Genomic DNA, 22945 nt, shown 5'->3' on the forward strand with positions numbered 1-22945 from the left:
TGCTGCCGGCGGCGACCCGCGCCACGCGGCGCCTTCAGCTCGTGAGGCGGCCGATCTCGTCCTCGGAGAGGAGGCGGTCGGAGTAGAGCACGATGCGAGCCGCGGGGTCGGGGCTGTGCGCGTCAGGGCCCTCCCACCTCCGGTCGAGACCGAGTCGAGCGACCGTGCGGTGCGATCGCTCGTTGTGTTCCGCGACGACCGCGGTCACGGGGAGCTCCGGCCGGAGCCGCCGCGCCCGCGCGATGCCTGCGGAGGCGACCTCCTGGGCGTACCCCCTGCCCCAGTGGTCCGGATGGAAGGTGAACGCGACGTTCCAGGCCGTGTCGGCGAGGAGGCTGCATCCGCCGATCCCGATCGCGCCGTCCGCGCCGCCCTCGGGACTCCGCAGCCGAACGACCCAGCTGCTGAGGTCGTCCCGTGCCCACTGCGCCGTCCGGCGGGCGAGCACCGCCCGGGTCTGCTCGACGGAGTCGTGCCGGAGGAGGGGGTCGCCCGCCGCGATCCGCTCGTCGGAGTACAGCCGCCACAGCTCGTCCAGATCGCTCTCGGCGGGACGGAACAGCCGGAGCCGCTCGGTCGTCTCGTCGGGGCGATCACCGGCGCCGATGGTGCCGCCGCTCGCTCGAGGGGGGACTCGCGACCACCGGCGCGGTCGCTGAGGGGTGAGGCGAGCGCGGTGACCGCGCCTGGACGTCCACCTGCTCAGCCCGTGATCAGGCCGGTGAGGTGGTCGGCGGCGGCTCCGACGGTCGAGACCGCGCTGACCGTGACGAGGCAGGCGATTCCCCAGAACCAGGTGCGACCGGGTGCCCCGGCGCTGCGCCGCTCGAAGGCGAGCCACCAGGCGCCGACCACCGAGACGCACGCCGCGACCACCGAGCCGAGCGCCATGCGGACGTACTCCTCGGGACCGGGGGAGGACCAGGCCGTGGTCGCGAGGACGGTGAGCAGCGGGACCACGATCATGCCCAGCGCGCTGAGCAGCACCGCGTGGAGGTGACTGCGGGGAGGGGCCCCGGCCGTCGTCGTCGCGGTCCGCGTCCGTGTCGTGTCCATGCCGCGTCCCCCGTCGCCGCGGTCCGGTCCGTGCTGCCCCGACGCTATCCGCTTGCCGTCCCGCCGTCACCCAGCACCTCGAAGTGGGCTGCGTGCCCGGGTGGGTCAGCACCGCGCCGCCCCGGCCGAACGCCGAGAACGTAGGATGTCCGGGATGACGATCGGACGCCGCCTCTTCCTCTCGGGAGCCGCCACGGGAGTCGGGCTCCTGGCCCTCGCGGGCTGCACGCCGTCGCGTCCGACGCCGACCCGCTCGGTCACGAAGGCCCCCGTGCCCACGCCGAGCACCACCGCCGTCCCCGCGCCGGCCGCCTTCGTGCGCTCCGCCTGGGCCGAGGATCCGTACGCGCTCGGCTCCGTCTCCTACCTGCCCGTCGGCGCGACGCCGCAGCACCGCACCGACCTGGGCACCGCGGTCCTCGACCGCGTCTTCCTCGCGGGCGAGGCCACCGACACGGAGGCGCCCGGCACGCTCCAGGGCGCCTGGAGCTCCGGGGTCCGCGCGGCCGCCGAGATCAGCGCCGTCGCCGACGAGGGCGAGCGGATCGCGATCGTCGGGGCCGGTCTCGCCGGAGCGGTCGCCGCGCGGCGCCTGTCCGACGCGGGCTTCGACGTCACCGTGGTCGAGGCGCGCGAGCGCACCGGCGGCCGCATCGCCACCGCGACTCCGGACGGCTGGCCGATCGCCGTCGAGACCGGAGCCTGGGCCCTCACCGGCGCGGGAGCCGCCCTGCGCGAGAGCATCGCGGACGCGGGCGTGGTCACGACCGCGGTCGACCTCGCCGACGTCCGCTCGAGCGACGCCGACGGCGCGGCTCTCGACACCGGCACCACGGGTGCCGACGCCCTGACCCGTGCTCTCGAGTGGGGAGCGGAGCAGCCGGAGGATCTGGCGCTCGCCGAGTCGTTCGCCGGCTCCGGAGCGCCCGATCCCGCCGAGGCCGAGCCGGGCTCCGGCGACGGCGACGTCGCCCGCGTGGCGGCGCACCTCGCCGGGACGACCGCGCTGCGCACCGGCGCCGCTCCCGAGGAGCTCTCCTCCTGGTACGGACTGGGCGACGCCTCCGCCGCCACGACCGCGGAGGAGCTGAGCGACGACTCCGGCGACGCGCTGCTGACCGACGGGCTCGCGCCCCTGGTCGACACCTTGCTCGCTGACGTCGAGGTCTCGCTGCGCGCCGTGGTGAGCGGCATCGGCTACACGGAGACCGGCGTCAGCATCCGCCTGGGCACCGGCGAGTCGTTCACAGCCGACCGGGTGCTGGTCACCGTGCCGATCGGGGTGCTCCAGACGGACGCGATCGCCTTCGACCCGCCGCTCCCGTTCGCGCAGCGCGCGGCCGTCGCGGCCCTCGGCTCCGGTGTCGTCGAGACGCTGTGGCTGCGCTTCGACGAGGCGTTCTGGGAGGCCGACGCCCCCGCGCGCTGGTCGCTCGTCGGCTCCGAGGCGGGCATCACCGAGTGGCTCAATCTTCAGCCGTCGACCGGCGAGGCGGTGCTCGTCGGGCTGGTCGGAGCGGATCAGGCCCTCTCGCTGCAGGACCTCAGCGACGACGATCTGGTCACCCTCGCGCAGACGGCGCTCGAGCCGTTCGCCGTCGTCCCCGGCTGACGAGCTCGCGGAGCCGCGCCAGCGGGCCCCTCCACTCCGACGCGTGCGCCGCCCCGAGCGGCCGCACCCGGCTGAGCGCGAGGACGAACGCGGCGATGCCGGAGATCAGGCTCAGCACGATCACGTCGTAGAGCACGAACATCACGGGGCCGTCGACCTGGCCGGGGTCGAGGAAGAAGTACGGGTACCAGCCGATGAGGGCCCCGCGGACCAGGGTGATGACGCCCCAGACGATCGGGAAGCCGAGCACGGTCAGCGCCCCGCGCCAGGCGACCGGGCGGCGGCCGGGTCCGAGGATCCAGTCGAGGATCGCGAGCGTCGGGATCACGAAGTGCAGGAGCGCGCTCGACCAGGGCACGTCGACCCGCACGCCGCGGTTGTTGGCCTCCACCGCGATCAGCCCGAAGACGATCCCCGACACGACCATGTAGGTGAGCACGAGCGCCCGCACGGTGCTGAGCCAGCGCGGCTCCCGCTCGCGCGCGAGGGCGACCAGGCCGGACAGGCCCAGCACCACGACCCCGGCCATGTTCGACTGCGTCGTGAAGTAGGCGAAGAAGTTGTCGATCTGGAACGCGCGGAAGCCCAGGGTGTAGAAGAAGTCGCCGACGAGTCCGACCGCGCCCAGCCCGGCGAGGGCCAGGCGGAGGATCGCGAACGCCTTCCGCACACCCGCTCCGATCCGTCGCCGCTGGGCCCGGAGGGCCGGACTTCCGGACGATTCTACGGTCGCCGCGCTCGGAGCTCCCCGAGCGCGCGGCTCCGCCGGACGGGGGAGGCGGGCCCCGCGGAGGCGATCTAGCGTGGAGGGATGGCGCGCGCACAGGACGGGAAGGGTTCGGGTCGGATGTCGTCGGAGGAGGCGTCCCGGCGCTGGAACGCGGTCACGGGTCCGCTGTTCCTCGCGGCGGGAGCGGTCTTCGCGGTCCTCGGGAATCCGGTCTGGCCGGTGTTCCTCGTCCTGGGGATCACGTTCCTCGGGCTGACCGCCGGCCCCGGGAGGCCGACGAGCCGGAGCGGAGCGCAGGAGCCGGACCGCGATCGGTGACGCGCGCTTCGCGACGCGGACACTCGCCGGTCGCGTTGCCGGGATAGCGTGCGTGTCATGCCCTTCACGCCGAGCCACGCCGTCGTCGCGCTCGCGTTCTCGTACGGCCGGATCCCCGCCGCGGCCGTGGCCATCGGCGCGATGGTCCCGGACATCGGCATGTACCTCCCGATCGCCGTCGCCCGCGAGTCCACCCACTCCCTCCTCGGCGTCGTCACCGTCGACCTGCTGCTCGGAATGCTCGGCCTCGTGCTGTGGAGCGCGGTCGTCGCTCCGGCCTGGCGCGACCTCGCGCCCGCGCTGGTCCGCTCGCGCCTGCGTCCCCGGCGCTCGCCGCCCCGCGGGGCCGCCGAGTGGATCCGCGTGCTCGTCTTCGCGGCCGCCGGCATCGCCATCGGAGCCGCCAGCCACGTGATGTGGGACGGCTTCACCCACAGGGGCGGCCTCTTCGTCTCGGCGATCCCGCTGCTGCAGCAGGAGCTCGGGCCCTTCCCCGGCTTCCGATGGGCGCAGTACGCGAGCGGCGTGCTCGGGCTGCTCGGGCTCGGGATCGGCGCGGTGGTCTGGTACGTCGGTCGCCGTCCCCGGAAGCTCCGCTCCGACGGCCGGCAGCCGGTGCGCATCGCGGCCGCGGCCGTGGTGCTCGCGGCCGCGGTGGTTCCCGCCGGGATCGTGCTGGCGGGGGCGGGCATCGATCCGCTCGACGCCGCCTACCGGGCGCACGTGGTGCGGGCGGCGATCCTGCTCGTGGGAGGCGGTGCGGCGGCCGCGATCGCCGTCGCGGCGGTCTGGTGGCTCACCGGCCGAGGGGTGCGCGGGGCCGTCGTCTGAGACGACGGAGGACGAGCCTGTCGTCTGAAGGGAGCACGGGCATCCGTCGCGAGGAGGATGCGCCGGTGCATAGCCCACCGATAGCGTCGGACACGGCCCGTTGGGGCGGGCCGCCTTCGGGGGAAGGCACTAAGGGGAAATCGGGGGCTCGCGGCACACGCCGCGGGCCCTCTACCCGTTTCCGGGCCCCCGCCGGCTCGGAGCTCCCGCCGCCTCAGCGCCGCTTCGAGCGCGGCCGGTTCTGCGAGGCCGGGCGCTGCGGGATGCGCGGAGCGCCCTCGCCGGCGGCACCCTGGGGGAGCGAGGACGCGGGCGGGATCGGGCGGCGGGTCACCGGGCGCACCGGCTCGCCGCGGCGCGTCTGGCCGGGGATCGGCCGGGAGCGGCGTCCGTAGATCAGCTCGGACGAGTCCAGCAGCCACGGCACCAGCGCCACCGTCACTCCGTGCACCAGCAGGAGCTTCTGGCGGATCCGCCGCGACTTGTGGTTGTGGAGGAACGCCTCCCACCAGTGCCCGACGATGTACTGCGGCATGTAGACCGTGGTGATCTCGGAGCCGTGCTCGAGGCGGTGGGCCTTGATGTACTTGATCAGCGGGTACGAGATGTCGCGGTAGGGCGAGGCCACGCAGCGCAGCGGCACCTCGATGTCCATCTGCGCCCAGTCGGCCTTGAGCTGGGCGGTCTGCGCGTCGTCGATGGAGGAGTGCACCGCCTCCAGCGTCTCGTGCCGCGCCGCGATGGCGTAGTCGAGCGCCTTCAGCGTGGGCTTGTTCATCCGGCCCACCAGCACGATCGCGTGGTCGCCGTTGGCGCCGAAGGTCGTGGTCGGGTCGACCTCGATCTCCTTCTCCACGTCGCGGTAGTAGCGGTAGACGCCGGCCATCAGGACACCGAGGATCGGCATCACCAGGTAGACGAGCCAGGCGCCGTGGGTGAACTTCGTGATCGTGACGACGACGAGCACCGCGAACGTCAGCGTCGCGCCGAACAGGTTGATGGCCAGGCTCGTGTAGACGGTGCGCGAGTCCTCGCCGTTGCGGATCATCCGCACCCAGTGCTTGACCATGCCCGACTGCCCGAGCGTGAACGAGACGAAGACGCCGATGATGTACAGCTGCACGAGGCTCGTGAGCGAGGCCTGGTAGACGAGCAGGATGATCGCGGCGACGAGCGCCAGGATGATCACTCCGTTGGAGTAGATGAGGCGGTCGCCGCGGGTGTTCAGCGACTTGGGCGCGTAGCCGTCGCGAGCCAGCACGGAGCCCAGCAGCGGGAAGCCGTTGAACGCGGTGTTCGCCGCGAGGAGAAGGACGGCGGCGGTCGCGGCCTGGATGATGAAGAACAGGATCGTGTTGTTGCCGAACGTGGCGGCGGCGACCTGCGCGATCACGGAGCGCTGCGGGGTCGTGGCGCAGTCGGCGAAGCCCACCAGATGGCAGGCGTTCTCGGCGTAGTGCACGTTCGAGAGCAGGGCGAGGGCGGTCAGGCCGACGAAGAGCACGATCGCGATCGTGCCCATCGCGACGAGGGTGCGCTGGGCGTTCTTGACCTTCGGGGCGCGGAACGCGGGCACGCCGTTCGAGATGGCCTCGACGCCCGTGAGCGCCGCGCAGCCGCTCGCGAAGGAGCGCAGCAGCAGGAGGACGACGGCCGCCTGCGTGAGCTGCTCGCCCTGCACGGTGAAGCCCGCCGACTCCGCGACCGGGGTGTCGCCGAAGGCGGTGCGGACCAGGCCGACGACGACCATGACGAAGACGCTCGCGACGAAGAGGTACGTCGGGACGGCGAAGGCGCGGCTCGACTCCGAGACGCCGCGGAGGTTCACGGCCGCCAGCAGCACGACGAAGAGGATGGCCAGCTCGACCCGCAGCGGCGCCAGCTCGGGCACCGCGGAGATGATGTTGTCGACTCCGGAGGCGACCGACACGGCCACGGTGAGCACGTAGTCCACGAGGAGGGCGGCGGCGACCGTGAGGCCCGCCGTCTCGCCCAGGTTGGTGCGGGCGACCTCGTAGTCGCCGCCGCCGGACGGGTAGGCCCGGATCAGCTGGCGGTAGCTCAGCACCACCACGACGAGGAGGACGACCACGCATGCGGCCACCCAGGGGGCGAAGGTGAGGAAGGAGAGCCCGCCGAGCAGCAGGATCATCAGCAGCTCCTGCGGCGCGTAGGCCACGGAGGAGAGCGGGTCGCTGGCGAAGATGGGGAGCGCGAGCCGCTTCTGCAGCAGCTGTCCCTCGAGCTTGTCGCTGGGGAGCGGCTCGCCGATGAAGAAGTGCTTGGCGGTGCGCAGCTCGGTCGCGTCGGCCGATGATCCGTCCGCGGCGGACGGGGGGCCCTCGTGTGTCACGAGCGATGACACTACTCCGTGCGAGGGGGCAGTCAAGACGGCCGGGAGCGGGCCGAGCGGAGGCTGATCTCGCGCTGTGACCGGGAGTTTCCCGGTGCGGCGGGGAGCGACGGCCGGCGTCCTCGCGGCCGGCGCCCCGAGCGGGGGGTCAGCGGCCGTCGCGGGTCGCGGCTCCGATCAGGCCGGTGAGGCTGTCGCGGAGCGCGGTGAGCTCCTCGAGGGGGACGTCGAGCCGCTCCACGATCTGCGGAGGAACCTGCAGGGCCTGCTCGCGGAGGGCCGCTCCGGAGGGGGTCAGCGCGACGTCGAGGCGGCGCTCGTCGTCGCTGCTCCGGGCCCGCGTGACGTGGCCGCTCGCCTCCAGGCGCTTCACGAGCGGGCTGAGCGTGGCCGGCTCGAGGCGGAGGGCGGAGCCGAGGTCGGCGAGCGAGCGGGGGCTGCGCTCCCAGAGCGCGAGCATCACGAGGTACTGCGGGTGCGTGAGTCCGAGCGGTTCGAGCACGGGGCGGTACAGCCCGATGACGGTGCGCGCCGCGACGGCGAGGGAGAAGCAGACCTGGTTCTGGAGGGCGAGCGGGTCGGTTTCCACGGCGTCATCCTCTCATCGTGCCCTGATGGTTAGTACACTAAGGATATGACGCGGAAGAAGACCGGCTCCCTCTACCAGCGCTTCAACGCGCGGCTGTTCCCCTGGATCGGCCCGCCGCCGCTCGGCCCGTACGACCAGCCCGAGCAGGAGGCGCCCGCGGGGCAGGCGTGCCCGCTCTGCGGTCGGCCGATGTCCGAGCACGTCATCGACCGCTCCGGTCCGCGCACCCAGCTGTACTGCCCGAGCGACCCCTCCTGAGTCGCACGCCCCCGTTCGGGGGTCGGGGGCTTCGGGCGGCGGGGGCGGATGATGAGCGCATGTCCCGTCTGAGCCCCACCGCCGCCCGCGTCGTCCAGTACAGCCGATTCGGCGACGCGGACGTCCTCGAGATCGCCGAGGTCGAGCGGCCGAAGCCCGGGGTGGGCGAGGTGCTGGTCGAGGTGCTCTCCGCCGGGGTGAACCACATGGAGGCGTTCATCCGGCAGGGCCAGTTCGACTCCGACCACTCCGCGGCCTTCCCGATGCGCCAGGGGACCGACTTCTCGGGCGTCGTCGTCGCCCTCGGCGAGGGCGTCACCGACATCAATCTCCGCAGCGACGTGGTCGGCCACGCGCTCGTCGGCTCGCACGCGACCCACGTCGTGGTGCCGCGCCGCAACCTCGTCGCCAAGCCCGCCTCCGTGAGCTGGGAGGTCGGCGGCGCGCTGTTCCTCGCCGGAGTGACTGCGTGGCGCGCGCTGGAGGCCACGCATGTGGGACCCGACGACACCGTCCTCGTCTCCGCGGCGGCCGGAGGAGTCGGCAGTCTCGAGATCCAGCTGGCGAAGCTCCGCGGCGCGACGGTGATCGGCACCTGCGGCGAGCGCAACTTCGACTACCTCCGCCAGATCGGCGTGAAGCCGGTGGTCTACGGCGACGGGATCGCCGACCGCATCCGGGCCGCGGCGCCCGGCGGGGTCACGGTGTTCCTCGACAACTTCGGCGGGGAGAACGAGGCCCTCGCCGACGAGCTCGGCATCGCGGCGGGCCGCTTCCACTCCAGCGACGACCGCAAGGAGATCGAGCTGCGCGCCGTCTGGCCCGACGCCGAGACCGCCCAGCGCGACACCGAGATCCTCGGCGAGCTGGTCGGCCTCGTCGGCGAGCAGAAGCTGCGGGTGCTCGTCTCGGGCTTCTACCCCTTCGACCAGGTGCAGGACGCCTTCGACGACCTCGAGAAGCGGCACTCGCGCGGCAAGATCGTCCTCGGCATGAACCCGGTGGACCCGGCGAAGGTCACCAAGGCGCGCGACATCCACGAGGCCGGCCGCTAGCTGCACCCTCCCGGCGGCTGTCCGGGCTGCTCTCCGGGCGGCCACAATGGGGCCGTGGCGCGCGGACGCCCGGGAGGAGTGACGCGATGGAGGAGCCCGTCGTCGCGATCGTCTGGATCGTCTCGTTCGTGGTGGTGACCGTCCTGGTCACCGGGCTGTCGGGGCGGGTGAACTGGTCCGCTCCCGTGGCGCTCGTCGCCGTCGGAGCCCTCGCTTCCTTCGTGCCCGGGATCCCGGAGGTGGTGGTCGAGCCGGACGTGGTGCTGTTCGGGATCCTGCCGCCGCTGCTCTACGCGGCCGCGATCCGCACCTCCGTCCTCGACGTCCGCGCTCGTGGCGACAGCATCCTCCTGCTGTCGGTCGGGCTCGTCGTCTTCACGGTCGCGGTGGTCGGCGCGGTGGCCTGGATGGTCGTCCCGGCGATCACGGTCGCCGCGGCCCTCGCGTTCGGCGCGATCGTGGCGCCCACGGACGCGGTGGCGGTCACGGCCATCGCGGGGCGGCTCCGCCTGCCGCGGCGCATGCTCACGGTGCTCGAGGGCGAGAGCCTCCTCAACGACGCGACCGCGCTGGTGGCGCTGAACGCCTCCCTCCTGGCGATCGTCAGCACGGTCACTCCCGGGCGCATCGCGCTCGACTTCGTGCTGGCCGTGGCGGTGGGCGGCGGGGTCGGGATCGGCATCGCCGTGCTGCTCGGGTTCGTGCGCAAGCAGGTGCAGTCGTCCGTCCTGGACACGAGCCTCTCGCTGGTGACGCCCTACGTCGCGTTCATCCCGGCGCAGCTGCTGCACGGCTCCGGGGTGCTGGCGGTCGTGGTCGCGGGTCTCTACCTGGGCTACCGGGCGCCGGTCATCCAGTCGGCGCAGGCGCGGATCGCGGAGTCGCTCAACTGGCGGACGATCCAGTTCCTGCTCGAGAACGCGGTGTTCCTCTTCATCGGGCTGAGCCTCTCGTCGGTGGTGGAGGCGACGGCCGACTCGGGCATCGGGGTCTGGCAGACGGTCGGCATCGGCGCGGCCGTGCTCGCGGCGCTGGTCGGGAGCCGCGTGGCCTGGATGTGCATGACGACGCTGCTGTTCCGGCACGGTCCGCGCCGGCTGCAGCAGCGCGGGTGGACCTGGCCGACCGCGATCGGGGTGTCGTTCGCGGGCATCCGCGGCGTGGTCACCCTCGCCGCCGCGTTCCTCCTGCCCGCGGAGACGCCGCAGCGCGCGTTCCTGCAGTTCCTCGCCTTCATCGTGGTGGCGGGGACGCTCGTCGAGGGGCTCGCGCTCCCGCGGCTCGTCCGAGCCCTGAAGCTCCCGGCCCCGAACGAGATGCAGGAGCACGTCGAGAAGCAGATGCTGCTCGCCGAGGCGCAGGCCGCCGGGCTCGCCCGGCTCGACGCGGAGCCGCAGGACGGAGTGGAGGACCGCGTGCTCGATCGGCTGCGGCGGAACGCGATGTTCCTCGCCGACGCCCTGGAGAACCCGCCGGAGGGCGAGGGCGTGGAGCCGCTCCCGCAGGCCTACAACCGGCTCCGGCGCGTGATGATCGCGGCCGAGCGGGAGGCGGTGCTCCGCGCGCGCTCCGAGGGGCGGTACCAGGAGCCGGCGGTGGTGAGCGCTCTGGCGTTCCTCGACGTGGAGGAGGAGGCGCTGGCGGTCGGGCGGCAGTAGCGCCGAGAGGGCGGGGACCCCGGGCGGGATCCCCGCCCTCTCGGCGGTGCGGTGTCCGGGCTCAGCCCAGGGTGGAGCGGACCGAGGCGCGGGCCTCGTCGAGCGCGGCGCGCAGGGCGTCGACGCTCGCGGTCGTCACGGATCCCGAGGAGGCGGCGGTGCGCAGCTCCGCGCGCAGCTCGTCGCGGAACTCGGTGAGCAGCACCTCGGCGTCGCGCAGGGCGATCCGCGAGGCGGTACGCGCGTCGGGCGAGGCGGGCGCGGCCTGCTCCGGCGCGGGCTGCTCGGAGGGGGTGCCGGACGTGTCCTGCGGGCGCGGCTCCTCGGCGGAGTGCTCCGGTCGGCGTCCGGGCTCCCGCGAGTCGCGCGCGGCGCTGGCCAGGTCGGCGCGGAGGCTCTTCATCGCCTCCGCGACGCCGAGGCGGACCTCGTCGGCGAGCCGGCGGACGGAGTCGGTGAGCTCCTCCTCGATGTCGCCCAGGTCGGTCGCGCGGTTCGCGAGCTCGGCGCGGCCGGCGTCGGTGATGGAGTAGACGGTCTTGCGGCCGTCGGCCTCCTTCGTGACGAGTCCCTCCTCCTCGAGCTTCGCGAGGCGCGGGTAGACCGTGCCGGCGCTGGGCGCGTAGGTGCCGCCGAAGCGCTCGCTGAGCGCCTGGATCAGCTCGTAGCCGTGGCGCGGCGACTCGGCGAGGAGGTTGAGCAGGTAGAGGCGCAGGCGGCCGTGCGCGAAGACGGGGCTCACAGCGAGCTCCCGTCCATCGGGCGGCGGTCGTCGGCGGGGCCGGTGCCGGGAGAGCCCCAGCCCTCGCCCACCGAGGCGGAGGAGGCGGCGACGGTCCGGCGGACGACGACCACGTCTCCCGAGACGGAGTTGGCGGCGACGTCGACCCACTTCGAGTCGAGCGAGCCCGTGGTCGAGGTGAAGCCCCGGCCGAAGGTGCCCTTGACGACGGAGCCGTCGAGCTGGAGCGTGCCCGAGACGGTGTTGATGCGGTAGCGGGCGCCGAGGCCCTCGTCGACGCGGATCGTGAGGTCGCCGCTGACGGTGTTGGCCTGGATCCGGTCGGGGGTGCCCTCGGCGTCGACGAACACGCTGCCCGAGACGCCGTCGACGGTGAAGCGGGTGAGCTCGCCGGTCGCGGTGACGTCGCCGGAGACGGTGCGCGCGGTGACGCGGCCGGTGTGGCTGCGGACCGAGAGCTCGCCGTGGACGGTGTTCACCTCGATGTCGCCGTGCAGGCCGTCGACGACGATGTCGCCGCCGACCGTCGAGACGCGGGCGTCGCTGTGGAGGCCCGAGACCAGGCCGTCGGCCGAGACGGTGTCGAACTTCAGGTCGACGCCGCGGGGGACGAGGAGGCTGATGTCGGCGCGGTCGCCGCGGCGGCCGAGGCCCTTCACGACGTCGACGATGGTGTCCCAGCGGAGCTGGACGTGGTCGATCTCGAGGCGGTCGCCGTCCATCGAGACCTTGAGCGGGCGGCCGTCGACGCTGTGGACCTCCACGCGAGCGGTCGGCTCGTCGTGGGCGATGACGTCGATCTGGCCGCCGACGAGGGCGACCTTGACCGAGCGGACGACGTCGAGGTCGATGACCTTCGTCTCGCCGGCCTGTACGAGCCATTTCTCGAGGGACATGAGTTCCTCCTCCTGCACCGGGGTGCCTTTCTGAAACGCGATACATCGCGAGCGGATGAGAGTCACGATATATCTCGATCACTGCGGCCGGCAACGGGGCTCGGCCGGTTCCCAGCGTCGAGGGGCCGGGACCGGGGCGGGGCCGAGGCGGGATGAGGCCGGGGGCCGGAGCCGAGGCCGCCGTCGAGGGGGTGAGGCCGCGGCGGGCGCCGTGGTAGACCGGGCGCATGGACCCGATCGCGGCACTCGAGGAGATCGCAGCACTGCTCGAGCGGGAGCGGGCCTCCCGCTACCGGGCGAAGGCGTTCCGCCGGGCGGCCGCGGTGCTGGAGGGGATGGCGTCCGCCGAGCGGGACGACCTCGCCCTCGTGCGGCGGGCCTCCGGGATCGGCGACACGACCTTCACGGTGATCGAGCAGGCGCGGTCGGGCCGGGTGCCCGACTACCTCGCGGAGCTGCGCGGCTCGGCTCCTCCGCCCGCGAGCACCTTGCGGGGACGGCTGCGCGGCGATCTCCACAGCCACAGCGAGTGGTCCGACGGGGCGACGCCCGTCCTCGCGATGGCGGACGCGGCCCGCGCGCTCGGCCACGAGTACCTGGCGCTCACCGACCACTCGCCGCGGCTCCGGGTCGCCCACGGTCTCAGCGCGGAGCGGCTGGAGGAGCAGCTCGCCCATCTCGCGGGCCTCGACACCGTGCCCCTGCGGCTGCTCAGCGGGATCGAGGTGGACGTCCTCGAGGACGGCGCGCTCGACCAGACGGACGAGCTGCTGGACCGCCTCGACGTGGTCGTCGCGAGCGCCCACTCGAAGCTGCGGCTGCCCTCCCGCGAGATGACGGCCCGGCTGGTCGCGGCGGCCTCGGATCCGCGGACCGACGTCCTCGGCCATGTCACGGGGCGGCTGGTGTCGGGCGAGCGCGGCACCCGCCCGCCGTCGACCTTCGACGCCCGGGCCGTGTTCCGCGCGTGCGCCGACCACTCCACCGCGGTCGAGATCAACGCCCGCCCCGAGCGCGAGGACCCGCCGGACGAGCTGATCGCGGTCGCGCTCGAGGAGGGCTGCCTGTTCTCGATCGACAGCGACGCGCACGCTCCGGGCCAGCTGGGCCTGCTCGACTACGGGGCCGAGCGGGCGGAGCGGCTCGGCGTCCCGGAGGAGCGGATCGTGACCACCTGGCCGGTCGAGCGGCTCCTGGAGTGGACCCGCGGTTGAGGATCCTCGCGCGTTGCGCAAACGAACTGCGGCCATCACCCCCTTGACAGGAGGCCGTACCGCGGGAGGAGATCCGACGCAAGTGGCGAAATCCCAGCCGCCCACGCGGCATGCTCGGTACCGGTCCGCTCCTCCTGGGCCGCTCCAGCGGTCGGGAGTCGCGCTCCGTCGCACTCTCCGCTCCGACAGACCAGGTGAACCATGGCCACGCAGACCGCTCTCGACGCCGTGCGCGCCGCTCCCACTCTGCTCGAGGCCGTCCGGATGGCGGACGAGCTGACGGTCGCCGCGGTGAGCGACGGTGGTGGCCGCGCGGTGCGCCTGCTCACCCGCGCAGCCCTGGACCCCTCGGACCAGCTGACTGCGATCGCGGCCGTGCACTCGCTCGCGCAGGTCTTCGACGAGGAGGCCGACCTCGCGCTGCTGATGCTGCTCGAGGACGAGCGCCCGTACCTCCGCGAGCACGCCGCCTGGGCCTTCGGCGGGCGCCTGCCCCGCCCCGCCGCGCTCGGACCGCTGCTGCGCCTGGTCCGCGACGGCGGCTTCTCCGGCATGCTCGCGCAGCGCACCGTCCTGCTCTGGGCATCCTCGACCCCCGACCTCGTCGCCGTCGCGCTCGAGGGCGCGCTGCTCGGCGAGCGCGAAGCGGCGGCCCGGGCACGGCTCGTCGAGACCCTGGGCCTCGTGCCCGGTGCGATCGCCGAGCGCACCCTCCTGCACGTGGCCGCCGATCGCGCGGAGGGGCTGGAGGCGCGGGCCGCCGCGACGGACGCGCTCGGCGAGCGCGGCTCCGACGACGCCGAGCTCCTGCTCACCGGCCTGGCCGAGGAGGCGGCGCCCATCGGGCCCCTCGCCCGGCTCGCCCTCCGCGACCTCGCCCCCGCACCGGCCGTGGAGGCAGGGCCGACGGTCGCGCAGCTCTTCGTCCACGCCGACATCGACGGCACCCTGACGCGGGTGGGCGCCGGCGACAACGGCGGCATCGCGACCCTGCTGGTGCGCCTGGGCGACTCGCTCGTCGAACAGGAGGGCATCGACCGGGTGCTCACGCTCTCGCGCGGGACTCCGGCCGAGGCCGAGCGCGCGCTCGGCGAGCTGCCCGACTCCGGCCACGGCTTCGCTCCGGTCCCGTTCGTGGGGCCGCCCGTGGCCATGCCCCAGGCGTGGAGCCGCCGCATCGCCGCCGAGCGCGGCATCCGCCGGATCCTGCGCGCGGCCGGCCGGGTCGACGTGCTGCACCTGCGGATGGCGGACGTCGGATCCCTCGCGGCGGCCGCGGTCGCCCGGGAGCTCGAGATCCCCGTCGTGTTCACCCTCGCCCCGGACCCGCACGCCCTGATCGCGGGCCTGGACGCGTCCGGCGCCCTCACCCGCGCGGACTTCGGCGAGCGCGACGCCGCCGAGCACTTCTGGTTCCGCGTGCGCCTGGTGCAGCGCCTGGCCGCCGACGCCGCGCACACCGTCCTGTTCCCGCGGGAGGAGCTGGCGGCGACCATCCGCGAGCTGATCGGCGTCGACATCACCGCGCACCCGGAGCGGCACACGATCGTCCCGGAGGGGATCGACGTCGGCCTGGTCGAGCGCGGCGAGTCGGCCGCACGGGCCTCCGCCGCCGGTGAGCCGGTCGCGCTGGACGAGGGCGGCGACCTGGCCTCGCTCGACCTCCTGCTGGAGGAGCTGCCCGAGCACCGCCGCGGCCTCCCGCTGCTGCTCAGCGTGGGCCGCCTGCACCGGGTGAAGGGGATGGCGGCGCTCGCCGAGGCCTGGGCGTCCGACCCCTCGCTCCGGGAGCGCGCCAACCTGCTCCTGGTCGGCGGCGACCTCGCCGACCCCAGCCCCGACGAGCGCGAGCAGCTCGACCGCATCCGCGCCGTCGCGTCCGACGGGCTGCTCCTGGCCGGCCACCGCCCGAACGGGACCGTGGCCCGCTGGCTCGGCGCGATCCGGCACGGCCGACCGGGGCTCTCTGCTCCGGGAGGCGCCTACGTCTGCGCGAGCGTCAAGGAGGAGTTCGGCATCGCCCTCCTCGAGGCGCTCTCCGCAGGACTGGTCGTCGTCGCTCCGGCGACAGGCGGGCCCGCGACCTACGTCGAGGAGGGTGAGACCGGCTTCCTGGTCGACACCGCCGACCCCGCGGCGCTCGCCGCCGGTGCCGCCGCCGCACTGGATCTCGCAGGCGGGCCTCTCGGCGAGCACGCCGCGGCCCGCGGGCGCGCGATGGTCGCCGAGCGCTACACGGTGCAGGCCATGGCTCATGCCCTCTCGGGCGTCTACGCGCACGCGACCGCGGACCAGGAGCGTCCTCTCCGCTCGCCGCTCGTGCTGGGGGCCTCGTGACCCTGCTGATCATCAGCCCCGACTACGCGTCGCACCTGCTGCCGCTGGCGACCCTCGGCACGGCGTGGCAGGAGGCGGGCGAGCGCGTCGTCGTGGCCACCGGCGACGCGACGCGCTCCATCGTGGACGGCTTCGGATTCGAGCACATCGCGCTCCGGCTGGGGCGCGGCTCCAACCCGGGCACGATCCGCGCGGAGGAGCAGGCGCCCGACGAGGGCGCGTCCCTCCGCGGCTTCTTCGACGCCACCCGGCGCGGGATGGTCCCGACCCTCGCCTACCAGGCGCGGGAACGGCTCACCGACCTGCTCTGGGATCCGTCCGGCGTCGCCGCGCGCCTGCGCGTGATCCTCGACGAGGTGCAGCCCGACGCGATCGTGGTCGACCACCTCGCCTTCACCGCGCGCGTGGCGCTGAAGGCACTCCGCGTGCCCTACGGCGACGTCGTGCTCGGCCACCCCAGCGCGCTCACGGTGCCCGGCGAGGTCTACGGCTTCCCCCCGGTCTGGCCGGACGCCTTCGCTCCGGAGCCGGACGACCTCGATGCGCTCCGCGCCCTCTGCGAGCGTGTGCGCGACTCCTTCACCGCGGAGTGGAACGCCGCCCTCACCACCCTCGACCCCGGGGCGGCGCCCAGCGCCGACGCCTTCGCCGAGAGCGGCGACGTCCTGCTGCTCAACTACCCAGGCGAGCTCCACGACTCGGCCCGCACCGCTCAGCTGCCGCCGCACGCGTTCCTCGGCTCCGCCGTCCGCGAGGAGCCCGACGACGCGGAGGTCGAGGAGTGGCTCGCCGCGTCCGAGGATCCGGTCGTCTACGTGAGCTTCGGCAGCTTCCTCTCGGTGCGCGACGACGTGCTCGCCCGGGTCGTCGAGGCCCTGGCCGGTATCGAGGTCGGGGGCAGGCCCGTCCGCGTGGCTCTCGCCTCCGGCGCGACCGAGCGCTCGGCCCTGGGCGAGGTCCCCGAGGGCTGGCTGGTCCGCGGCTTCCTGCCGCAGGTCGCGCTCCTGCGCCGGGCCGCGCTCGCGGTCAGCCACGGCGGCAACAACAGCGTCACGGAGGCGATGACCGCGGGCGTGCCGCTCGTCGTCCTGCCGTTCTCGACGGACCAGTTCGCGGGGGCGGCCGCGCTCGAGGACGCCGGGTTCGCCGCCGTGCTCGACCCCAATGCGGCCTCCGGGGGAGAGCTCGCGGAGGCTGCGCGGCGGATGCTCGCACTCGACGCTCCCGCCCGGGAACGGCTGACGGCGCTCGCCGAGGCCCTCGCCCGCGAGACGGGACCGCAGCGGGCCCTCTCCGCCCTGAGCGGAGCGACCGTCCAGCGCTAGCCTGGGCCGATGGTCGAGCCGACACCCCGGGACGCGCCCCTGCGCGCCGAGCGGGACGCCGCGCGGGCGGACCCGATGCTGCGCGCTCTCGGACCGTTCGGGCGCTTCGAGGGGATCGTCCCTCCGCTGTTCGAGGCGGTTGTGCGGATCCTGCACCCCTCCGACGACCCGCCCCGGCGGTGGCGCGAGGTCGCCGAGCGGGAGGGGACGCTCCTGCATCCGCTCGCGCAGTGGGACTCGCTCACCGGCGAGCATCCCGACGAGTACGCGGAGCCCCGCCTCGGAGTGCTCCCGCTCGACGAGCTCGCGGCCGTCGCCGCCGTGCTCGCGGAGCACACGAGCGCTCCCGAGGACTGCCTGGCCGTGTTCTGGGAGGGGTTCGGCGTGCTGAGCGGCGGGTCGCGAGTCCTGATCTCCCGCTCGGACGCCTCGGACGAGCTGCCCGAGTGGATGAGCGACACCCGGCCGACCGGCTGGGAGCACCCCGAGACCGCCGCCGCGGCGACGGTGGAGCTGCCGGGGCGGGAGGGGCCTCTGCTCTCGCTCGACGTCAGGGTGCTCGAGGACACCGCGTGGGCGCGCTCGGCGGGCTTCGCCGACGCCTCCGGGCTCGTCGTGCAGACTCCGCTCGCGCTCTGGCCGGAGGACCGGGCCTGGTACCTCGCGAGCGAGGTCGACTTCGACTCGACGCTGATCGGCGGCTCGCGCGCCCTCGTCGACGACCTGCTGCGGCTCTCCGCCGCGGGGCGGATCGAGGCGCTCCTCCTGCCGGATCAGGTGGACCTCACGAGCACCGGTGACCGGCTCAACCCGAGGCGGCGGTGACGGAGTGAGCGACGAGGACGACGAGCGCTGGCTCGTGGTGAAGGGCCGCCGATGGCGGCGCACCGACCCCTCTCTGCCGGAGGACGTGGTCGCCGGCCTCACCTCGCACCTCGGGCGCGGGCGCTCGGGAGTGCGCTCCGCCAGGATGCACGAGGACGCGGAGGCGGAGGCGCTGGCGCGCAGGAGGGTCGGGCTCGCCAAGCACGGGTTGGGCGAGCGCGGACCGGCATGGTGGGACGAGCCCGAGGCCGATCGGCTCGAGCGCGCCCGCGAGGCGCTGCGGGCGCTCGAGGAGCTCGACGCTCCGGAGGACTGACTCGGCTTCTGCATCCCCCGAGCGTGCTCGTCGGGCGAGGCGGGCGGGGAACGCCCGAGCGGATCCGGGGAGAGCGCGCGGAACCGCGGCCTGTGGAGGAGGACCGCCCCCGCCGAGGCCGCCCGCCGAGCCCGCCCGCCGAGGCCGCGAGCCGAGCCCGCCCGCCCCTAGCGGAACCTCACCACGAAGCCGTCCTCCGGCCCGGTCGGGAAGCTCTGCAGGCTCACGCGCAGATCCTGCCCGTCCTCGACGTCGTACGGGTGCCCCGCGGCCAGGAGCTCCAGCGCCGCGGACAGCAGGTCGACGGTCGCCGGCTCGCCCGGGCACCGGTGGTCGCCTCCGTAGTGCCCGCCGCCCTGGGCGATGAAGCCGTTGCGGTCGACCGGCGACCGGAACCGCTCCGGATCGAAGCGGCCCGGCACCTCCCAGTGCGAGCCGTGGTCCGTCGCGTAGAGGTCGAGCAGCATCCACTGCCCCGCGGGAAGCGTCTCGCCGCGGAAGTCCAGCTCCCGACGGGCCCTTCCTCCGACCATCGGGAAGAACGGGTAGAAGCGCCGCACCTCGTTCGCGAACGCGACGCGCTCCTCCTGGTCGGCGAGCCGCTCCCGCCACTCCGGATGCCGGTGCAGCGCGAGCGCCGCCAGAACCACGAAGCGCCCCACCGCGACCGTGGGCCGCAGCACGTTGATCAGCTCCACCGCGGCGATCTCGACGGGCAGGAGGCCGCCGTCCTCCTTCTCGTGCGCGATCCGGTGCAGGGGAGTCGGGGAGGGTCCGGCCGTCCGGCTCGCCTCGATCAGGCCGCGCGCCCACCGCTCGGTCGAGCGGCGGCGGAGTCGCGCGGCCCAGTTGGGCGGGCCGAAGCGCCCGGCGTTGTCGATCATCGCCCGGAGCTCGTCCGTGCGCCGCAGCACCTCCTCCTCGTCGGCCTCGATGCCGGCCCACGACAGGACCGCGCGGCCCAGGACCTCGGCGGCGACGTCCTGGATGCGGACCCGCTCGCCGGTCAGCCGGGCGGCGGCCGCCTGCCACTCCCGCGCGAAGGCCGAGACCAGCCTCGACCGCTGCTCGGGCGTCTCCACCAGATCCAGGAACATCCGCTTCCGCCTCCGGTGCGGCTCGTCCTCGAGGGTCTGCACGCTGCCCTCGTCCTGCAGGAGGTGCAGCACGGAGCCGGGCAGCGCGCCCTCGCGGTCGAAGCGCCCGCCCTCGTAGAAGAAGCGCGCCGCCTCGATGCCGCGCGCCATGATCACGGGGCGTCCGAGGATCCGGGTGCGGAACGCGTCCGCGCCCACGTCGTCGAAGCGCCGCGTCCCGAAGAGGTAGCCATCGGCGAGGACGGCCGCGCTGCTGTCGACGGCGGGGAGGACGGGGATCGAGGCGGCGATCAGCCGGCCGATCCCTCGGTGTCGTCGCCCTCGGCCTGCGAGGGCTTGTCGACGCCCGCGTCGTCGACGTGGTCGTGGTTCTGCGGGTTCTCCTGCGGCTGCTCGGTCCGGTCGGTCATGGTGCTCCTCTCGCGTCGGCGCGGTGCGCGCCTCGCGGCCACGGTAGGAAGAGCGCGGCGGAGCCGGGTACCCCGTTGACTCGCGGGGGAGGGGCGGGCAGACTCCGCCGCCCTCAGCGCCTCCGCAGGAGGACCGGCGCGGTCGCCCAGACCACGGCGAGCAGCAGCAGCACGCCTCCGCCCGCCCAGAGGCCCGCCGGCCCGCCCAGCACGACGTCGAACACGAAGCCCACGACTCCGACGAACAGCAGCGATCCCGCCGCGAGGCACACCGTGACCACCCGGTTGCCGAACCGCACCAGCTCGGCCTTCCTCCGCCGCTGGAACAGCAGCCGGTGGGCGATGACCGGCGCCAGCGCCAGGATCGTGACGCACGCGGCGAGCAGGACGAGCACGAGGTAGAGCGCCACGTCCGGCGGCGCGAGGTCGGCGAAGCGCTGCTGGAAGCACAGCGTCAGCAGGAAGCCGCCCAGGATCTGCGTGCCGGTCTGCACGACCCGCAGCTCCTGCAGGATCTCGTTCCAGTTGCGGGCGGATCGCTCCCCCACCGTCTCGTCGCGACCGGAGTCGGGGGCGGAGGGGTCGACGGGTCGGTCGCTCATGGGACGAGGGTAGAGCTCAGGCGAGCAGGGACTCCGCCAGCGAGATCGCCCCGCGCACCCCGGACTCGTCGCCGAGGGCCGGGCGCACGATGCGGATCCGCCCGCCGCCCGTTCCCGTCGCTCCGGGCGCGCCCATCAGCCGCTCGACCTCGGCCTCGACGGCGGGGACGAGTCCCGGCGTCTTCGACACGCCTCCGCCGACGACCGCGAGCCGCACGCCCGCGACGTAGGCGAGCGTCGTGACGAGCTGCGCGAGGTAGTAGGAGCTGAAGCGGAGGTTCGCGGCCGCCTCCTCGGGGCCGAGGCGGGAGCCGTCGACGCCCCAGCGCGCCGAGATCGCGGTACCGGCGACCAGGCCCTCGAGGCAGTCGCCGTGGAACGGGCAGGTGCCGGCGAAGCCGTCCTCGGGGTGGCGGCGGGGCAGAAGGTGCGCGACCTCGGGCCAGCCGCTGCCGGCGAGGAGCCGTCCGCCCGCGATCACGCCGCCGCCGACTCCGGTGCCGACGGTCAGGTAGACGAAGTCGTCGACTCCGGTTCCGGCGCCCCAGCGGGCCTCGCCCAGGGCGGCTCCGTTGACGTCGGTGACCAGCGCGAGCCGGGCGCCCGGTGCGGCCGCGCCGATCGGGCCGAGGACGTCGATGCCCTCCCAGCCGAGCTTCGGCGTGGAGGTGAGGTGCCCGTAGGTCGGCGAGCCGGGGTCGATGTCGAGCGGGCCAAAGGAGGCGACGCCGACCGCGGCGACGGTGCCGTCGACTCCGTGGCCGCTGACGAAGCCGGCCAGATCGGCGAGAGTCTCGGCGGGCCCGCGGGTCGGCAGGGTCGTCGTCGCGAGGATCCGCTCGGGATCAGCGGCGTCGGCGACCGCCGCGACGACCTTCGTGCCCCCGGTCTCGATGCCGACGAGGAGGGGACGGTCGGCGGTGGCGCTCATGGATCTCCAGGGCTCGTGCGGTGCGTCTCGGGTCTCAGCAGGCGGACAGCGAGCGCACCTGCGCCGACAGGGTCAGGGGGCTGCCGAGGAGCAGCACCTGATCGAGGTCGTGGCCCTGCATCTTCACACGGGTGCTGCGCGGCAGGCAGGTCGGCTCGCTGAGGTAGAGCGGGGCGCCCTGCTTCGCGGCGACCGGGCCGACGGCCAGCGCGTCGGCGAAGCCGGTGGCGGTGGCGAGATAGACGGTGTCGCCCAGCTCGGACGGCGGGAAGACGTCGTTGAGGTGTCGGCTGGTGTCGTGGCGGTCCGTCCCGGCGATGCGCGACACGGTGTCGGCGATCTTCGCGGCGCGGAGGTCGGCCTCCACGGCGGTCGAGATCGACGGCGCACCGCCGAGCAGCTGCACGGAGGAGGGGTCGAGTCCGGCGAGGGTGTCACGGGTCGGCTGGTCGAGGCGCGAGCGGGCGCCGTCGACGAGGAGGACGGGCTCGGCGCGGCGGCCGGCGATCGGCGCGACCGAGAGGGCGTCCGGGAAGTTGGTGCCGGTCGCGACGAAGACGTTCTCGTAGCTGCCGTCGGGGAAGGCGTCCTCGACGATCCGGCGCGAGGTGTCGTAGCGGTCGACGCCCTCGATGCGCTCGGTCGGGATCCCGAGGGCCTTCACCTGCTGGAGCACCGACTCGCTCACGGAGAGGGCGCTGCCGACCACGACGATCCGCTGCGGGGCGAGGCGGCGCAGCTCGGCCGCCACCACGGCGGGCAGGACGCTCGGGTCGGTGAGCAGGAGGGCGCCGCCCTGCTTCGCGGCGGCGGGGCCGGCGCTCAGCGCGTCCGGCCAGTTCGCTCCGCTGGCGAGGTAGACGACGGGGGCGCCGTCGGCGAATCCGGAGGCGGTCACCGCGACGGCGGTCGCGTACCGGTCGGTCCCGGCGAGGCGGGCGACGTCGGAGGAGTATGCGGACGGGAAGAAGTCGATGCCGCTGCGGCCGCCCGGCGGCACGGAGACGACCGCGCGCTCGTCGAGGCGGGCCAGGCGCGAGAAGTACTGGTCGTCGTAGGCGGGGTAGCCCGGCTCCACGAGGCGCAGGAGGTAGTCGCCGGCGGGCAGGGCGAGGTCGCTCGTGTCCCACGCGCGGGCGGCGCCGGGGGCTCCGGTGACGGGGACGGTGTCGAGCAGCGAGTACGTCCCTCCGTCGACCCACCAGGCCTGCACGTCGAAGGAGGGGGAGGAGACGCCGGGGACCGCGTCGGCGGTGACCGATCCGGACAGCTCGGCGGTGCGCAGGAGGGAGATGGCGACGGACTCGTCGGTCCCCCGGGTCGTCCTCGCGGCCTCGGCGACCGGGGTGTCGCCGAACCAGGTCGGGTACCAGTCGTCGCTGCCGATCAGGTTCGCGCGGACGGTGAGGGGCTCGCCGCCGGGAACGGGGAGGGAGAAGTCGGCGCCCGTGTTCACCTCGGCGACCACGTCCCCCTCGGCGTTCTGGACCTGGACGTAGAAGTACGGGTTCGCGGGGGCGGGGTGCTCCTCGTCGACGTCGCGGAGCGCGATGGTGCCGGAGAGGACGACCTCGGCGGCCGCCTCCTGCGCGGCGCTCGCGCCCGGGAGATCGGGGGCGGCGACGGCCGGACCGGCCGCGAGGCCGGCCAGCAGGAGAGCGGAGACGCCGATCGCGGCGAGGGAGCGTGCGGGCACGGCGGGCCTTTCGGCAGGATCCGCGGGAGGCCGCGGCGGACACGGTGTCTGAATGCTAGCCGCCGCCCGCCTCCGGGCGAGGGCGGGTGTCGGC

At 74.2% G+C, this 22945-nt stretch carries 22 protein-coding genes; 11 read left to right on the top strand and 11 right to left on the bottom strand.

The window, feature by feature from the left end:
- Positions 1 to 34: 34 nt before the first annotated feature.
- Together C5B95_RS11315 and C5B95_RS17925 are read right to left on the bottom strand one after the other, a co-directional pair.
- On the bottom strand, positions 35 to 796 hold the full coding sequence (locus tag C5B95_RS11315; protein WP_258059965.1) for a GNAT family N-acetyltransferase: 762 nt from the start codon (positions 794 to 796) through the stop codon (positions 35 to 37).
- Positions 703 to 1056, bottom strand: coding sequence for a hypothetical protein (locus tag C5B95_RS17925; RefSeq protein ID WP_258059961.1), 354 nt, complete (start codon positions 1054 to 1056; stop codon positions 703 to 705). Before C5B95_RS17925 ends, C5B95_RS11315 begins: the two co-directional genes overlap by 94 nt.
- Positions 1057 to 1210: 154 nt before the next feature.
- Here C5B95_RS17925 and C5B95_RS11320 point away from each other — a divergent pair, with 154 nt between their 5' ends.
- The gene (locus C5B95_RS11320) at positions 1211 to 2668 is read left to right on the top strand and encodes an NAD(P)/FAD-dependent oxidoreductase (protein WP_181068059.1); all 1458 of its coding nucleotides are present in this window, start codon (positions 1211 to 1213) and stop codon (positions 2666 to 2668) included.
- Here the strand turns inward: C5B95_RS11320 and C5B95_RS11325 are convergent.
- A complete protein-coding gene (locus C5B95_RS11325; protein WP_104233845.1) occupies positions 2619 to 3338 on the bottom strand; it encodes a Pr6Pr family membrane protein in 720 nt (239 codons plus the stop codon). The genes C5B95_RS11320 and C5B95_RS11325 overlap by 50 nt on opposite strands.
- A gap of 141 nt (positions 3339 to 3479) precedes the next feature.
- On the opposite strand from C5B95_RS11325, the gene C5B95_RS11330 reads away from it, so the two are divergent.
- Positions 3480 to 3716 (top strand): hypothetical protein, encoded by a 237-nt coding sequence (locus tag C5B95_RS11330; RefSeq protein WP_146076574.1) that lies wholly within the window; start codon positions 3480 to 3482, stop codon positions 3714 to 3716.
- A 57-nt stretch (positions 3717 to 3773) separates the two neighbouring features.
- Entirely contained in the window at positions 3774 to 4547 is a 774-nt protein-coding gene (locus C5B95_RS11335; protein ID WP_104349197.1) for a DUF4184 family protein, read from the top strand.
- 214 nt (positions 4548 to 4761) lie between these two features.
- Here C5B95_RS11335 and C5B95_RS11340 read toward each other — a convergent pair whose 3' ends face one another.
- Together C5B95_RS11340 and C5B95_RS11345 are read right to left on the bottom strand one after the other, a co-directional pair.
- The gene (locus tag C5B95_RS11340; protein WP_104349219.1) at positions 4762 to 6843 is read right to left on the bottom strand and encodes an APC family permease; all 2082 of its coding nucleotides are present in this window, start codon (positions 6841 to 6843) and stop codon (positions 4762 to 4764) included.
- A gap of 205 nt (positions 6844 to 7048) precedes the next feature.
- Entirely contained in the window at positions 7049 to 7489 is a 441-nt protein-coding gene (locus tag C5B95_RS11345) for a MarR family winged helix-turn-helix transcriptional regulator (RefSeq protein ID WP_104223751.1), read from the bottom strand.
- Positions 7490 to 7534: 45 nt separating this feature from the next.
- Between C5B95_RS11345 and C5B95_RS11350 the strand changes: the two genes are divergently transcribed.
- The 3 genes from C5B95_RS11350 to C5B95_RS11360 all read left to right on the top strand — a co-directional run bounded on the left by C5B95_RS11350 (position 7535) and on the right by C5B95_RS11360 (position 10460).
- Positions 7535 to 7747: a hypothetical protein gene (locus C5B95_RS11350; RefSeq protein WP_104223750.1), complete on the top strand. Its 213-nt coding sequence runs from the start codon at positions 7535 to 7537 to the stop codon at positions 7745 to 7747.
- Positions 7748 to 7806: 59 nt separating this feature from the next.
- Positions 7807 to 8802 (top strand): NADP-dependent oxidoreductase, encoded by a 996-nt coding sequence (locus C5B95_RS11355; RefSeq protein WP_104349198.1) that lies wholly within the window; start codon positions 7807 to 7809, stop codon positions 8800 to 8802.
- A gap of 86 nt (positions 8803 to 8888) precedes the next feature.
- Complete coding sequence (locus C5B95_RS11360; protein ID WP_104349199.1) at positions 8889 to 10460, top strand: sodium:proton antiporter; 1572 nt, start codon at positions 8889 to 8891, stop codon at positions 10458 to 10460.
- Between the two features lie 61 nt (positions 10461 to 10521).
- Here C5B95_RS11360 and C5B95_RS11365 read toward each other — a convergent pair whose 3' ends face one another.
- Together C5B95_RS11365 and C5B95_RS11370 are read right to left on the bottom strand one after the other, a co-directional pair.
- On the bottom strand, positions 10522 to 11202 hold the full coding sequence (locus tag C5B95_RS11365; RefSeq protein WP_104267862.1) for a PadR family transcriptional regulator: 681 nt from the start codon (positions 11200 to 11202) through the stop codon (positions 10522 to 10524).
- Positions 11199 to 12098: a DUF4097 family beta strand repeat-containing protein gene (locus tag C5B95_RS11370; RefSeq protein WP_258059963.1), complete on the bottom strand. Its 900-nt coding sequence runs from the start codon at positions 12096 to 12098 to the stop codon at positions 11199 to 11201. The genes C5B95_RS11365 and C5B95_RS11370 overlap by 4 nt, the downstream gene beginning before the upstream one ends.
- Positions 12099 to 12325: 227 nt before the next feature.
- Here C5B95_RS11370 and C5B95_RS11375 point away from each other — a divergent pair, with 227 nt between their 5' ends.
- The 5 genes from C5B95_RS11375 to C5B95_RS11395 all read left to right on the top strand — a co-directional run bounded on the left by C5B95_RS11375 (position 12326) and on the right by C5B95_RS11395 (position 18115).
- The gene (locus C5B95_RS11375; RefSeq protein WP_104349200.1) at positions 12326 to 13312 is read left to right on the top strand and encodes a PHP domain-containing protein; all 987 of its coding nucleotides are present in this window, start codon (positions 12326 to 12328) and stop codon (positions 13310 to 13312) included.
- Positions 13313 to 13513: 201 nt separating this feature from the next.
- Positions 13514 to 15649 (top strand): glycosyltransferase, encoded by a 2136-nt coding sequence (locus tag C5B95_RS11380; RefSeq protein ID WP_104349201.1) that lies wholly within the window; start codon positions 13514 to 13516, stop codon positions 15647 to 15649.
- Positions 15646 to 16974, top strand: a complete 1329-nt coding sequence (locus C5B95_RS11385; RefSeq protein ID WP_104349202.1) for a glycosyltransferase — start codon at positions 15646 to 15648, stop codon at positions 16972 to 16974. The genes C5B95_RS11380 and C5B95_RS11385 overlap by 4 nt, the downstream gene beginning before the upstream one ends.
- Before the next feature lie 9 nt (positions 16975 to 16983).
- Positions 16984 to 17799, top strand: coding sequence for a hypothetical protein (locus tag C5B95_RS11390; protein ID WP_104349203.1), 816 nt, complete (start codon positions 16984 to 16986; stop codon positions 17797 to 17799).
- A gap of 4 nt (positions 17800 to 17803) precedes the next feature.
- Positions 17804 to 18115 (top strand): biopolymer transporter Tol, encoded by a 312-nt coding sequence (locus C5B95_RS11395; protein WP_104256066.1) that lies wholly within the window; start codon positions 17804 to 17806, stop codon positions 18113 to 18115.
- 167 nt (positions 18116 to 18282) lie between these two features.
- Here C5B95_RS11395 and C5B95_RS11400 read toward each other — a convergent pair whose 3' ends face one another.
- The 4 genes from C5B95_RS11400 to C5B95_RS11415 form a co-directional block, all read right to left on the bottom strand.
- Positions 18283 to 19410, bottom strand: coding sequence for a cytochrome P450 (locus C5B95_RS11400; protein ID WP_104349204.1), 1128 nt, complete (start codon positions 19408 to 19410; stop codon positions 18283 to 18285).
- A 325-nt stretch (positions 19411 to 19735) separates the two neighbouring features.
- Positions 19736 to 20224: a DUF6328 family protein gene (locus C5B95_RS11405; RefSeq protein ID WP_104349205.1), complete on the bottom strand. Its 489-nt coding sequence runs from the start codon at positions 20222 to 20224 to the stop codon at positions 19736 to 19738.
- Positions 20225 to 20240: 16 nt separating this feature from the next.
- Positions 20241 to 21155 carry an ROK family protein gene (locus C5B95_RS11410; RefSeq protein ID WP_104349206.1) on the bottom strand — a complete coding sequence of 305 codons (915 nt, stop codon included), beginning with the start codon at positions 21153 to 21155 and terminating at the stop codon, positions 20241 to 20243.
- A gap of 34 nt (positions 21156 to 21189) precedes the next feature.
- Positions 21190 to 22851 (bottom strand): cell wall-binding repeat-containing protein, encoded by a 1662-nt coding sequence (locus tag C5B95_RS11415; RefSeq protein WP_104349207.1) that lies wholly within the window; start codon positions 22849 to 22851, stop codon positions 21190 to 21192.
- Between the last annotated feature and the right edge of the window lie 94 nt (positions 22852 to 22945).

The sequence above is a fragment of the Rathayibacter sp. AY1A7 genome (genome assembly GCF_002930845.1).
Taxonomy (GTDB): domain Bacteria; phylum Actinomycetota; class Actinomycetes; order Actinomycetales; family Microbacteriaceae; genus Rathayibacter.

Bases quoted from the DNA above. Each gene is read 5' to 3' on its own strand.
- C5B95_RS11360 (WP_104349199.1), top strand. From the start codon at position 8,889: ATGGAGGAGCCCGTCGTCGCGATCGTCTGGATCGTCTCGTTCGTGGTG.
- C5B95_RS11410 (WP_104349206.1), bottom strand. From the start codon at position 21,155: ATGAGCGCCACCGCCGACCGTCCCCTCCTCGTCGGCATCGAGACCGGG.
- C5B95_RS17925 (WP_258059961.1), bottom strand. From the start codon at position 1,056: ATGGACACGACACGGACGCGGACCGCGACGACGACGGCCGGGGCCCCT.
- C5B95_RS11405 (WP_104349205.1), bottom strand. From the start codon at position 20,224: ATGAGCGACCGACCCGTCGACCCCTCCGCCCCCGACTCCGGTCGCGAC.
- C5B95_RS11355 (WP_104349198.1), top strand. From the start codon at position 7,807: ATGTCCCGTCTGAGCCCCACCGCCGCCCGCGTCGTCCAGTACAGCCGA.
- C5B95_RS11390 (WP_104349203.1), top strand. From the start codon at position 16,984: ATGGTCGAGCCGACACCCCGGGACGCGCCCCTGCGCGCCGAGCGGGAC.
- C5B95_RS11320 (WP_181068059.1), top strand. From the start codon at position 1,211: ATGACGATCGGACGCCGCCTCTTCCTCTCGGGAGCCGCCACGGGAGTC.
- C5B95_RS11380 (WP_104349201.1), top strand. From the start codon at position 13,514: ATGGCCACGCAGACCGCTCTCGACGCCGTGCGCGCCGCTCCCACTCTG.
- C5B95_RS11350 (WP_104223750.1), top strand. From the start codon at position 7,535: ATGACGCGGAAGAAGACCGGCTCCCTCTACCAGCGCTTCAACGCGCGG.
- C5B95_RS11330 (WP_146076574.1), top strand. From the start codon at position 3,480: ATGGCGCGCGCACAGGACGGGAAGGGTTCGGGTCGGATGTCGTCGGAG.
- C5B95_RS11370 (WP_258059963.1), bottom strand. From the start codon at position 12,098: ATGTCCCTCGAGAAATGGCTCGTACAGGCCGGCGAGACGAAGGTCATC.
- C5B95_RS11375 (WP_104349200.1), top strand. From the start codon at position 12,326: ATGGACCCGATCGCGGCACTCGAGGAGATCGCAGCACTGCTCGAGCGG.
- C5B95_RS11335 (WP_104349197.1), top strand. From the start codon at position 3,774: ATGCCCTTCACGCCGAGCCACGCCGTCGTCGCGCTCGCGTTCTCGTAC.